This is a genomic window from Sphingobacterium sp. UBA2480 (assembly GCF_002341965.1).
GTDB classification, from domain to species: Bacteria; Bacteroidota; Bacteroidia; order Sphingobacteriales; family Sphingobacteriaceae; genus Sphingobacterium; species Sphingobacterium multivorum.
Genome location: NZ_DDPA01000004.1, coordinates 69,199 through 81,938, shown reverse-complemented (window position 1 = coordinate 81,938; position 12,740 = coordinate 69,199). Strand labels below are relative to the sequence as shown.

The following is a 12,740-nucleotide window of genomic DNA, read 5'->3' as shown; positions in this document are numbered from 1 at the left end:
ATATGAGATTCTTATTGACTATAGTTGCTTGTTTTTTAGTGGTTTCCTGTCAGAAGTCAGCTGTAGACGAGGGGCAATCGTACGATATGATTGTTGAAGGCGGGATTAATACCATGTACAAAGAGCAGTATATCCAATTAAAGAAATTGGATGGGCTAAAGTCTAATTCAGGGACTATTGGGATTAGCGGAGCCACCGTCCGGGTAACCAATGGTCCCAATACGATTGAATTCAATGATTTGGGTGAAGGGCTTTACTATGGTGAGCTGTTCAACCTCAAGGACACCGTAGGAAATGTATTTCAGCTTACGATTACTTTGAATGGGAAATCATATGAAGCACAGGATCAATTGATACCCGTGATACCGATTGAAAATGCCTTTCTGCCGGTAGAAAAAAATAACTTGAATGGCAAATGGGGGGTAAAAGTCAGTAAACATCTGTTCGGGATGCGAACTTCTAATAAATGGCTTATTATGCCGCAAAAGGATTTTTCCGAAGACGATATCTCTTCTTTTCGATCTCCTTTTAGTTATAGTTATCGTTTGGGCGCGCCCAACGTACTGAACAACTTACTTGGGAAGACCTACAACTATGAAGTATCGTTGAAGGATAGTTTAATCGTCTCTAAGTTTTCTGAATCGCCACGTTACTCCCGTTTTATTTATAATCTATTTCAGGAGACGGAATGGAAAGGTTTATTGTCTGCAGTACCTGCTAATGTCGAAGGTAATATTTCGAACAATGCTCTTGGCTTTTTTTATGTGATGGACGGTGTGCGTAAATCTATTCCAATAAAGGACATTAGAACCGGTAAATAGTGTCAGAGGAAAGGATTTCACGGCGTATTTATTAATGAATCATCCCAGGTGGTCACAGGCATTGTTATTATTCAAAGCAAATATTTACACATATTATATACACATGAACACTGCACATTATAAAGCAGATAGATTATTGCTATTGCTATTTTTTTGGCTAAGTCTTGCCCTAAAACCAGTACACGCAGAAGTACTACCAAGTTACGTTATTCCACTTAAAGATGCCAATAACAAACAAAAAACAATGCTTGTATTTATTACGGGTGATGGCGGTTATAATGATTTTAGTAAAAGCCTGTTAGCTTACTTTTCGCTCGATGGATATCCTCGTTTGGTCATCGATGCAAAAAAATATTTCTGGAAAAAGAAAACACCACAAGATGCGGGCAGGGAATTTGAACGATATATTGACCATTTCAGAAAAGAATGGGACTGTGACCAGATTTATTTGATAGGACATTCATTTTCTGCGGGAGTGTTGCCCTTTGTCCTGAATAATTTTTCGGATCCATTGAAAAAAGCTATCCGGCATGTTACCTATTTATCACCCGATCAGTACGCGAGCTTTGAGGTGACCGTATCGACAATGCTCAACTGGAAACAGAAAGCCAATGGCTATGAGGTACTTGCTGAAGTGTTGAAGCTAAAGCAAATCCCTTCGACTTATGTTTTTTGTAAAGAGGGCGAAGAAGATCTCGTGAAAATGTTTCGTAATGCGGGATTAAAGGTCGATGTATTGGCTGGACCGCATAATTATAATCGTGATTTTAAGACGATTTATAATACTGTGCGATTAAGATAGCAATCGCACTAGGACTTTTTTATAAAAACCTTGTCATCCTACTGAATTTAGATGCAAGGTTTTTTTATGCAATATCGTTTCTTATTGGTTTTACTGTTCTTTACTTCTCGACTATTTGGACAAGGAGCTTCATTAACAGGAATTGTCCTCGATGCCTCATCAGCAAAACCCATTCAAGGTGTTACTGTAACGCTTTCCCACACGGCCAGATCTGTAGCAACAAATAAAGAGGGGCATTTTCAACTATCATCCGTGCCTGACAACTGGGAATTACTATTTAGTGCCGTTGGCTATAAAAAGCAGTTGTTCCCGATGAGTGTCGCACAGGGCAAGAAGGTTCTTATTATCCGTTTGGAAGATGAACAACAAAGTCTTGATGAAGTTGTCGTGAATGCGCCTAAAAAGAGGAAATACACGAATAAACATAATCCAACAGTCGATTTAATCCGTAAAGTAATTGAAAAAAGAGACGAAAATAATGCCCTAAATGGGGCAGCGGGTAGCTATCAGGAATATGAGAAGCTATCGATGTCCCTGTCTATCCAAAATCAAAAGGTGGATAAATCCCGCTTACTCAAACGTTTCGGATTCTTGAAACAGGGGATGGATACGCTAAAGTATCCGGGGAGATCGCTGGTACCCATATTCATGGATGAAAAAATCGGTCAGCGAAAATTGGATGCCGCTAAAGGTAATAACTTTGTTTTATTGGGGGAGAATCAGTCGCGCGTAGATCAGTACCTGGATGAAGACGGTATTGATGAGTATCTGGATAAAATCTATGGCGAAACAAATATCTATGATACGGATGTCTCTATTGGGAATAGACGGTTTTTGAGCCCCATAGCGACGTTGGCACCTTCGTTTTATAAATATTACCTGGTTGACACTTTGAAGGATAGTAAACCTTGGCATGCCAAAATACGCGTAGAGCCACGCAATAGGGAGGATGCACTTTTTTCAGGCTTCATCTATATCCGCTTAGATGGGAGTTATGCCTTAGATCAAGCGGAGCTGACCATCAACGAAGCGACCAATATCAATTGGGTGAAGGGGTTAAATATTGTTTTGAATTATTCGGAAAATCAAGCACATCGTTTTTTTCTGAGTAGGGGAGTCCTGACGATAGACATGGGGATTTTTAAGGATGGTATGGGTTTGTTTGGGGAGAAAGTGACCAGCAGGTCACCTTCCAGTGAAACACAGCTCGCTGTTAATGGTAAAGCATTGACACGAACAGGACCACAGAATCCGAATGGAATTGACTGGAATCTTGCGAGACCTGAGAAACTGAGTAAGCTGGAGGCGCAGGCCTTTACGAATATCGATAGTTTAAAACAATCAAAATCTTTCAAAAACCTGATGGCATTGGGTTCTTTTATCATGTCGGGGTATTATGGCCGCGGTGTTATCGAAATAGGGCCAGTACCTTCATTCTATAGTTTTAACCCTGTCGAAGGAAGCCGATTTAAATTTGGGGGCAACACAACGGATATTTTTAGCAAGACATTGGTCCTGGATGGTTATGGTGCCTATGGTACGAAAGATAGGCAATGGAAATATAATATGGGGGCTACTTACTCCCTTAACGGTGAATCGGTATACAAATTTCCGGTAAAGTTAGTCTCCGCTAAGGTTAGTAAAGAGGTGCAGGTGCCGGGCCAGGATCTCAATTTTATTGACAATGACAATTTTTTGCTTTCATTCAGAAGAGGGGAAAATGACAAAATGTTTTATCTACAGCGGAGGCAGATCGAATATTGGCAGGAGTTTGAAAACCATCTATCCTTTAAAGTGGGGTTCTTCAATCAAATCCTTAGTCCGGGTGGTATCTTAACGTATGACCGTCGCGCTTTTAGAAGAAGTAACGGCAATGAGCTGTGGACTTCTGCTTTCACCGGAGAGATTCGCTGGGCTCCACATGAGAAATTATACCAGGGAAAACGTTATCGACGTATCATCAATACGGGCCAACCAATTTTTACCTTAGCCGCACAGGTTGGTGTGAAAGGTTTATTGGGTGGAGATTATAACTACCAACGTTTCATATTAAATGCCAATAAGCGATTTTTTGCGTCCCAATTTGGTTTTGCCGATATCGTATTTGAATCGGGTATCCAATTTGGAAAGGTTCCTTATCCGCTGATGATTATTCATCGGGCAAATCAAACGTATTCGTATCAGCTCAACTCCTACAATTTGATGAATTCGATGGAATTTATGAGCGATAAATATACATCACTATTGCTTCAACATTCATTTAATGGTTTTTTTCTGAATAAAGTTCCGCTTTTGAAAAAACTGGATCTCCGGGAGATCGCGTCTGTAAAGATGCTGTATGGCGCTGTTGATGCCTCCAACAGATACACAAAAAATTTTGATGAATTGCCCAAGGATCCGCGCGAACCGCAGCTGTTCTCGCTTAATAATGGGGCCTATATAGAAGGTAGTGTTGGGCTGAGTAATATCTTTAAAATTTTACGGGTCGATCTGGTTCGCCGTTTTACGTACCTGGATAATCCGGGGGTATCTCCATGGGGTGTGCGGGCAAAGATCGGTATTGATTTTTGATGCTTGAAAAAAGACAAATTGGATTGGGACTATTTTGAGGAAATGATGTCATTAGTAAAAGTGGTTTAGAAAAACGAAATAATTGGGTTTGTCAATTCGAGAGGTAATTATGCTGATGAAAAACAAGATGTTGATCTGGAAATCCTTGTTGGGCCTATTGGTCATTTTGGGTGCTGTATATTTTTTTGCAAATCAAAGACAGGAGCTAGCATCGTCGGTAGGGCTTATCCAGTCAAGCTCGTTATTTTGGGTGGCAATCGGGATTGTGGTTTCTTTGGCTTATATCGCCATGCAAGGTTTGGTCTATGTCTATAGTTTTAAGTCTTTGCAACAAAAACTATCACTGGGTGGGGCTACCCGCCTATTTCTAAAAAGAAACTTTATCAGTGTCTTTCTTCCGGTAGGTGGATTTACCTCACTGGCTTTCTTTAAGAAAGAGGTCAATCAGGAGGGAATTGATGATGCAAACGCCAATCTTTCTTCTGTTATCTACGCCGTCATTAGTTTAGTGTCCTTATTTATCCTCTGTCTTTTTGTTTTTCTGTTTGTTGGAATCGCAGGTCTTGATATGCAAATCATCGGGATTATGCTTGTTTTTAGCGCCCTACTGCTGGGATTTGGCTGGTACTGCAGCTCATTTTACCGTGGTGGCCGAGCATACAATTTTACAGTACGTCATTTCCCTTCCGTTGCAGGTACCTGGGATGAGCTCCATAAAAAAGGCGTAGATTTTTGGGCTGTATTACAAAGTCTCCTTTGGGCAACAGCCATTGAGCTTGTCGGGATTTTACATATCTATATTGCTATGCTTGCTTTAGGTTTTGAAACATCGTTATTGGCTTGTACGGTAACCTATGCAGTCGGAACCTTGGTCTATTGTTTTTCACCGTTGATGAAGGGGGTTGGACTTATCGAGGTGTCAATGGTTGTCATTCTGTGTAAGTTTGGCTACAGCGAAGAACAGGCGATTTCTATATCCCTTTTATATCGTTTATTTGAGTTTTGGGGACCGTTGGCATTGGGTGGAATTAGTTTCTTCGTGAATAAAAACAACATCTTTGTTCGGATACTTCCATCTGTTTTTATTTTTGTGATGGGCCTTATCAATATCATCTCGGTCTTGACGCCGGCTATCCATAGCCGTATAACGGCATTAAAGCAATTTATATCTTATGATGCATTAAATTTTTCAAATGCAGCGGTACTTTTCTTCGGTATATTGTTGGTGATGTGTTCGGGCTTTTTGTTGAAGGGACTACGTATGGCTTGGTATGTTGCGGTTGCGTTATGTTCACTTTCTATTATTGCCAATCTTTCCAAAGGGTTGGATTTTGAAGAAGCCTGGTTTGCTTTTTTGGTGTTGCTGATGTTACTCTATTCATCGAAACATTACTTTGTGCAAAGTAACAGAAGGCTAAGCTCTTTAAATCTCAGCTTGGTTTTGTGGCTTATTGGGGTTGTGCTTCTGTATGGGATTACGGGCTTTTATTTCTTGAATGCGAAGCATTTTAATACGGACTTCACCATTGTAAATGCAGTGAGCAATACATTACACGGTTTTGTACTGCTCAATGGTGATGTCGCAGAGCCGCAGACAGCCATAGGACAATACTTTTTGTATTCTATCAATTTTTTTAGTGTGATCAGTCTTTCCGCATTATTCTACTGGATGGTCAACCCATGTCAGTTAGCGGAGGAAGAGGTGGATGGACAGATGGAAATCGCGCAGCGCATTTTGGAGCGTTATGGTAAATCACCTGTCGATTACTTTAAGACCTATGGCGATAAAGATCTTTTCTTTAACAAGGAGCTGACAGGCTTTATTGCGTATAAAAAATGTTATGGTTTTGCGATGGTACTCGAAGGTCCCGTTTGTGAAGATACTGAAGATGCCATGAAAGAACTGATAAATGCATTTGAACACTATTGTCGCAAATCGAGTTTAAAAACAGCTTATTACCGCGTTGACGGTAGACATTTGGGGGTTTTTAAGCAGTTGGGCAAAAAATCTTTTCTGATTGGAGAAGAGGCCATTGTCAATGTCGATAATTTTTCGCTGGAAGGAAAGAAACGCAAATCACTCCGGAATGCGGTGAATAGCATTGAAAAGAAAGGCTTTGTTTCGAATTTATATCGCGCGCCGTTATCCAATGGTTTGCTTCAGAAATTACAGGTTGTGTCGGATCATTGGTTAAGAGACATGAAGCGTTCAGAACGTGTTTTTTCTCAGGGCATGTTTGACGTTGGTAAGATTAAAAATAGCCATGTAATTACTTTGGAGGATAACGAAGGGCGCATTTTGGCCTTTTTGAATATCATTCCTAATTATGCTCCGGACGAGGCGACGTATGATCTTATCCGGAAATTGCAAGATGCACCAGGCGGAAATATGGATGTATTGATTATCCGTTTTTTAGATTATTGCAAAGAGGAAGGTTATTCTTTTCTCAATATGGGACTGGCTCCTTTTTCAGGATTTGACAAGAAAAAAGGGCTAGTTGAACGTTTGATCAGTTTTTTATATGAAAATAATCCTTACTTCCGTCAACCAAAGGGCTTAAAAGAATTTAAGGAAAAATTTGATCCCTGCTGGGTCGAGAAATTTGTGGTGTATTCACATGATTTGGATTTGATTTCAGTGCCTTTGGTGATTGATAAGGCAATGAAATCAAATGCCGGTAAGTGATCAGCAGATATTAGCTGGAAATAAGTTTGTTCTTTGAATAGAATTTTAATCAATTATTTGCACAAGATCGGCACAATTGCCACTGAGCATATGAAAGGTGAAGCCGCCATCAAGTCTTATCTCTGCACAAGATGAGGTGCGTAAGTAGGCTGCTTTTCGGGTCAGGTATTCCACCAGATCAGTCAACGTGGGATTGTGCCCAAAGAGCAGGACATGATTGACATGATCGGGGATGGCATTGATGATGGACAGCATATGCTTGTACGTACATTCATAAATTGTTTCTTCAATTTGAATATCAAAAGAAGAGGAGCCCATGACGTCTAGAAAAATACGCGTTGTTTGGAGTGCGCGATTGGCTGGCGAACTGATCACCATACTGTTTTCATCTAGGGTCAATTTTGCGGATAACTTAGCCGCAACTTGTTTGGCCTGTTGTATACCGTCGGATGTAAGCGCACGATCAAAGTCGTTTATGCCCGGAATAGTTTCGGCTTTTGCATGTCGGATGATATAAAGTTTTTTACTGTTGTCCATGATTAAAATTTTTGATTCTTAATACCAATATAGATAATAACGCTTGTTGTTCCGGTTCATTGTGTTTGCGCAATGAGCAGGCTTGCGTATGAATACAAATAATAATACAGTAAGTTTTGAAAAATATATTACATTATGAATAGTTTTTTTACCTCAAGTGATACGTTTAATATCGTGTCAAAGCTAAAGCATTGTGGTTTTTTTAGTGCCTATAACGGCAAAATGAAAGTCTTGATAACGAATTTTTTAGATTGATTTTGGGTCTTTGTTGTCTTGGTGATTTAAAAAAGAAAATCGTTGTTTTACTTTGATAAAATTATGCTAATTTCGCAGCGAAAAACAAAAATTTGTTTTATCTAGCTATTTGCCGTCAGCTTATTTTATTTATTGAAAAACATCGTTAGCCAAGTCGCATTTTTTTGTTTCTACCGTTTGATATTTACTTATGATTCGTAATTTTTTGATACTTCTCTATGGAAGTATTATTCTCGTGGCTTGCCACCGTCCAGAGGACTTTTTTGCGCAGGATGTTGAAGCTCCTATTTGGACTGTTGAACCCATTGATTCAGTTACTTTTGATAGTGATGAAGGTTTGGTCAATATACATACTGTTGCTGACGCTAATTTTAAAGGCCTAAAAAATGCCAATGATTTTATAGATATCTCGGGTGCAAATGCCAGCTATTGTCATCCGGATGTTCTCTATTTTCCAAATAAGCTGAATGGATACAAGTATTGGATGGTTTTCACGCCTTATTTTGGCGCAGTTGGAACGAATCAAAACTCAAAGAAATTTGAAAATCCAAGTGTTGTTGTATCCAATGATGGTCTTGATTGGGTAAATCCTCCGGGATTGAGCAATCCAATTATCAATGCTCCCTTTCCGACAGAAAGTTTCGGTGAAAACAAGGTTGATCCGATTCAGGGTTTCTGGTCAGATGTGGATTGGATCTACTTAAATAATCAGTTTTATCTTTACTATAGGGGTAGTTTTATCACTGCGCAGGCTTTGAAAGGCAAATGTGTGTTAAGTAATACCAATTTTGATCGATTGAAACAAAATGCACATCGCACCATTGTACAACAAACCTCTACAGATGGTATAAAGTGGTCGAATTTGAATGTCGCCTTTACCAGCAACCCTCCGTTTACGCCCAAAGATGATCATCTATTGTCCCCTTCGTTTATTCATGACGGGAAGGAGTTTTTGAGTTATGAAATTGAGCTGAATTTTAATTCGAAAAATTTTAAAGGTAAAGACCCTTCTTATGTTGTTCGTAGAACATCTACCGATGGCATTAATTTCACAGGGTTTAAAGAAAGCAAAATCATAAATTTTCTAAATAGACCCTGGTTAAAGGAGGGACGAGTGAATTCACCATGGCATATTCAGGCCACATTTGCCGATGGTTATTATTTTCTCTGTATTGCTGTGGGTGATGTGAAACGATATACCGCGGAACTATTGTACGTTGGGTATTCCAAAGATGGATTAAATTTCAAAGTATTACCGAAGCCGCTGTTGAAAAATAATGCCTATAGAAGTTCAATTTTTCCAATGGGCAGCAACGAATCTTTAATTAAAATGGGAGCAATGATCGGTAATAAATCTGGTGAGTTCAGATACCGGGAATTTACATTGAATAAAGACAGGATCGAGAAATCATTAAAATGATTTCAGCATTTAATATATCATTTCTGTTACTATTTTTGTATATTAAAGATTAATGATGGTAAAAAATGGTTGTATGGATTGTCCTCGTCCGGTTGCTGTTTCGGTAGTTATACCGGTATACAATGTCGAAAAATATTTAGACGAGACGATCCAAAGTGTGCTTGATCAGGAATTACAAGATTTCGAAATCATACTCGTTAATGATGGTAGCAGTGATTCTTCGGCTGAAATCTGTCGGAAGTATGCATCATTGGATGCTCGCATTTATTTTTTTGACCAGGAAAATTCGGGCGTTTCTGTCGCTCGAAATAACGGCCTCATTCATGCGAGCGGAGAATATGTCTATTTTTTAGATTCTGATGACACTATTGAACGCACCTTTTTGTCAGCTTCTTTAGCGATTGCTAAACAGCAAAATTTTGATTTGCTGATTTTGGGGGAGCCTTATTGTTCCCGGGCGCCACGTTTGACTGCTGTACCGACATGCGGTTTGCTGACCAAAAAGACCTTATTGGACACTTATCCCCATATCCGTTTTCCTGAAGGAATTCAGCCCTGCGAGGATGGCTTGTTTTCACATCGTCTCTTTTTGATGACCGATAAGATCGGATTCAATCCGGGCGCAGTATATTTTTATAGACAGCACGAGAATCAAAATCATACGCAAATTAATCGGCAGACGGATCGCTTATTGAAACAGATCCCAATATGGTTAGAACTATTGAAGGAGTTTTATAAGGAACATGATCTTTTTGCTTCAAAAGCCTTAAAACTAGCGCTATTTATCGAACATGAACCTTTTGAGTTTCGCTATTTAAAAATGGCATTTAATGATCGTGAGAAGGAAGAGCTTTTTAAGTTATTGCAAAATTTTATGCAAGAATATGTAAGCCTACATCTTACCAAAGCCGATAAAGAAATATTAACGGTGCCTTTTAGCTATTTTGTAGAAGCTCGAGATCATAGGGATTTTGATACGTTTTACGTAGATTATTGTAAAAGGAGAGCTGAAAAATTGAAGCGAGGCTTATTTTGGGTGAGGTTTATTCCAATTGCTGGCCTAAGAAGAAAAGTCCGTCAAAGGATCAGAAATAAGTATCTCGACGTATGAAGATTTTACTAATACAACATTTGTATTTTTTAAATGGAATAGGAGGCACGGAAAAGATATGTTCTACGTTAGCGAACATACTGAGTACAAATGGATATGTAGTGGAGATTGCAACCAATGAAAACATAAAAGGCTCCCCAGTTTTTCCGCTGCATAAGTCGGTGAAAGTGACGAATATCTTTGACGCTAATTTGGAGCAGAAGCTCGAGCTTCCTATTTATAACTATAAGGGGACGAATCCACTTTTATGGTTGAAATACAAGGCCCGCAAAAAATACAGCAAGTGGTATAACCGCCGATTGAAGCAACGGATGGGGGGGGAAGCTAAATTATTTCAATTTAATCTGCGAAAGCGGGCGATTTTATGGAAAGATTATATCGACGGACTAAAGCCGGATTTGATTATTACCATGTCCATTGGCTCACTTCTGGAGATTACTTATGGAAATACACTGTCAATCCCCATTATAGATTCGGTGAATGGAAGACCTGATTACGATTATACCAATGTTCTAGGCGGGAGAAAAGCATATATGGTTGATTTGTTAACGGCTAGTTTCGATCATCTGAATGGTGTTCAGATCTTATTTGATAGCTATCGGGATTTTCTACCGTCTAATTTTTCGGGACAACGCGACGTTATTGCCAATCCAATCCAGCAGGTAGATTCCCGCGATTTAGTTAGGCATGACCGTATCAAGGAAAGATATAAGATTATTCATGTTGGGCGTTTGGATACAGAATGTAAGCAGCAGCATGTTGCCATTGCAATTTTTGCTGGCCTGGCAAACAAATATCCCAATTGGGATTTGGAGTTTTGGGGGACAGGTCCAGACTTTGATCGATTGAATACACAAATTTGTGATCTTGGATTGGCTGAACGGGTTTTTCTGCGTGGATTCACCGAGGATCCTCTGATAAAGATGCGGGATGCGGATATTTTTATTTTCCCCAGCAAATATGAGGGGTTTGGATTAGCCTTAGCAGAAGCCATGTCAATAGGCCTGCCAAGTATTGGCTTTTCCACTTGTTCCGGGGTAAATGAATTGATCAAACATAATCAGAATGGTTTTTTAGCATTGGACGACCGGGAGATGGCCCTGTACCTCGAACAATTGATCATGGACTCTTCGCTACGTTCGAGATTTGGCGTTCAGGGCAACTTGGCAATGGAGGTGTACAGTTTTGAAAATATGGCTAAAGGGTGGTTAAATTTGGTGGAGACCGTCACAAAGCGTTTTCGGGGCGAAGGCGAGATTTAGTTGGTCCGGCAAAGAAAAATTCAAATAGAATGTGGCATTTTCCGAGAATAATTCGTATTATTTATTATAAAAGCAAATGCTGCTTTTTACCTATTCAATAAGAATAAATGCAAACAATAAAGAGAAAGAGAATATTATACTTTATGCCTGAAAATCCTAACAGTTCGAAAGCAGGCAATTTGACTAGGTGTAAGCAATTGTTAACTTATTTTAATACGATAAGTGCAAATTTTGAGATCGATTTTGTATCCTCAATTAATTGGAGAACAGGTGATGAAGCTATTTTTCAATCCGAATTTCCAAATATTAACCTGATTATTTTACCTTTTAAATCTTCCAAAAAAAATAGGATTAGTTATTTCTTTCGTGATAAATTACAAAAAGAGATTAAAAATATCTTCCACTCCAATTTGATTGATCGTGTTTCGCCATCATTTCAAAGAAGATTTGAAAAGGTTTTAAGCGATCATAAGTATGATTACGTTATTATTAGTTATGTTGAATTTGGTAGTTTGGTAAAGAATTTGATAGGATCTTATACAATTTTAGATTCGCATGATTTTCTGACGCTGCAAAATAAGACAAAGGAAAAGGAAAACTTTTCAATGCGTCAATTGGGTAAAATGTTTGGAGCTGAGTTGTCTATGATGACCTCTTTTAATGAGATATGGACATTTTCAATTGAGGAAAAATATATTTTTGAACAGTTTGCAGATAAATTTGTACGATTAATTCCGGTTTCAATGCCATCTCCTGTTATTCAAGAACGCGAAAAGAAGATAGACTTAATTTATGTGGCGAGTGATAATCCACACAATGTGTCGAGTATAAAGTGGTTTTTAGAACAAGTATTTCCGCTACTTGCACATGTTGAACTGCATGTGATTGGAAAGATTTGTGCACATATTCCAACCGTGAAAAATGTTATAAAACATGGATTGGTGGATGATCTTGCAGCATATTATGAGCAAGCTAAAGTTGCGATCTGTCCAATGCTTTCAGGGACAGGAATCAAAATAAAGGTTTTGGAAGCATTATCTTTTGGCATTCCAGTTGTAACCAATCAACGTGGTGTTGATGGATTGTTTAATAAATCAGATAATGGATGTCTTATATCGTTAGATGAACAGGCTTTTGCTTCTCATATTATTGAATTGCTCCAGGAGGATGAATTTTATAAGATAAAATCGAATCAGGCCATTGAATATATGAGAAATAATCATACCGTAAAGAAAGAGTATGAAGTCTTGGACGCTGTTTTTAACAATAGATGAA

At 38.8% G+C, this 12,740-nt stretch carries 9 protein-coding genes; 8 read left to right on the top strand and 1 reads right to left on the bottom strand.

Going from position 1 to position 12,740, the window contains the following annotated elements; genetic code table 11:
• Window positions 1-2: 2 nt before the first annotated feature.
• The 4 genes from B3600_RS07865 to B3600_RS07850 all read left to right on the top strand — a co-directional run bounded on the left by B3600_RS07865 (window position 3) and on the right by B3600_RS07850 (window position 6,880).
• Complete coding sequence (locus B3600_RS07865) at window positions 3-821, top strand: DUF4249 family protein (RefSeq protein ID WP_139144878.1); 819 nt, start codon at window positions 3-5, stop codon at window positions 819-821.
• A 103-nt stretch (window positions 822-924) separates the two neighbouring features.
• On the top strand, window positions 925-1,623 hold the full coding sequence (locus B3600_RS07860) for an AcvB/VirJ family lysyl-phosphatidylglycerol hydrolase (RefSeq protein WP_286752622.1): 699 nt from the start codon (window positions 925-927) through the stop codon (window positions 1,621-1,623).
• Window positions 1,624-1,674: 51 nt separating this feature from the next.
• Entirely contained in the window at window positions 1,675-4,194 is a 2,520-nt protein-coding gene (locus B3600_RS07855; protein ID WP_286752621.1) for a DUF5686 and carboxypeptidase-like regulatory domain-containing protein, read from the top strand.
• Between the two features lie 115 nt (window positions 4,195-4,309).
• Window positions 4,310-6,880 carry a flippase-like domain-containing protein gene (locus B3600_RS07850; protein WP_172462398.1) on the top strand — a complete coding sequence of 857 codons (2,571 nt, stop codon included), beginning with the start codon at window positions 4,310-4,312 and terminating at the stop codon, window positions 6,878-6,880.
• Between the two features lie 45 nt (window positions 6,881-6,925).
• Here B3600_RS07850 and B3600_RS07845 read toward each other — a convergent pair whose 3' ends face one another.
• Window positions 6,926-7,417 (bottom strand): SixA phosphatase family protein, encoded by a 492-nt coding sequence (locus B3600_RS07845; protein ID WP_070561258.1) that lies wholly within the window; start codon window positions 7,415-7,417, stop codon window positions 6,926-6,928.
• A 445-nt stretch (window positions 7,418-7,862) separates the two neighbouring features.
• Between B3600_RS07845 and B3600_RS07840 the strand changes: the two genes are divergently transcribed.
• The 4 genes from B3600_RS07840 to B3600_RS07825 all read left to right on the top strand — a co-directional run bounded on the left by B3600_RS07840 (window position 7,863) and on the right by B3600_RS07825 (window position 12,739).
• A complete protein-coding gene (locus tag B3600_RS07840) occupies window positions 7,863-9,092 on the top strand; it encodes a hypothetical protein (RefSeq protein WP_286752620.1) in 1,230 nt (409 codons plus the stop codon).
• A gap of 73 nt (window positions 9,093-9,165) precedes the next feature.
• Window positions 9,166-10,203: a glycosyltransferase family 2 protein gene (locus B3600_RS07835; RefSeq protein ID WP_286752619.1), complete on the top strand. Its 1,038-nt coding sequence runs from the start codon at window positions 9,166-9,168 to the stop codon at window positions 10,201-10,203.
• A complete protein-coding gene (locus tag B3600_RS07830; RefSeq protein ID WP_286752618.1) occupies window positions 10,200-11,465 on the top strand; it encodes a glycosyltransferase in 1,266 nt (421 codons plus the stop codon). The genes B3600_RS07835 and B3600_RS07830 overlap by 4 nt, the downstream gene beginning before the upstream one ends.
• 107 nt (window positions 11,466-11,572) lie before the next feature.
• Window positions 11,573-12,739, top strand: coding sequence for a glycosyltransferase (locus tag B3600_RS07825; protein WP_286752617.1), 1,167 nt, complete (start codon window positions 11,573-11,575; stop codon window positions 12,737-12,739).
• Window position 12,740 lies beyond the last annotated feature (1 nt).

What these genes read in the sequence shown, in the direction of transcription:
- B3600_RS07865 (WP_139144878.1), top strand. Translation starts at nt 3, where the DNA reads ATGAGATTCTTATTGACTATAGTTGCTTGTTTTTTAGTGGTTTCCTGT.
- B3600_RS07860 (WP_286752622.1), top strand. Translation starts at nt 925, where the DNA reads ATGAACACTGCACATTATAAAGCAGATAGATTATTGCTATTGCTATTT.
- B3600_RS07855 (WP_286752621.1), top strand. Translation starts at nt 1,675, where the DNA reads ATGCAAGGTTTTTTTATGCAATATCGTTTCTTATTGGTTTTACTGTTC.
- B3600_RS07850 (WP_172462398.1), top strand. Translation starts at nt 4,310, where the DNA reads ATGAAAAACAAGATGTTGATCTGGAAATCCTTGTTGGGCCTATTGGTC.
- B3600_RS07845 (WP_070561258.1), bottom strand. Translation starts at nt 7,417, where the DNA reads ATGGACAACAGTAAAAAACTTTATATCATCCGACATGCAAAAGCCGAA.
- B3600_RS07840 (WP_286752620.1), top strand. Translation starts at nt 7,863, where the DNA reads ATGATTCGTAATTTTTTGATACTTCTCTATGGAAGTATTATTCTCGTG.
- B3600_RS07835 (WP_286752619.1), top strand. Translation starts at nt 9,166, where the DNA reads ATGGATTGTCCTCGTCCGGTTGCTGTTTCGGTAGTTATACCGGTATAC.
- B3600_RS07830 (WP_286752618.1), top strand. Translation starts at nt 10,200, where the DNA reads ATGAAGATTTTACTAATACAACATTTGTATTTTTTAAATGGAATAGGA.
- B3600_RS07825 (WP_286752617.1), top strand. Translation starts at nt 11,573, where the DNA reads ATGCAAACAATAAAGAGAAAGAGAATATTATACTTTATGCCTGAAAAT.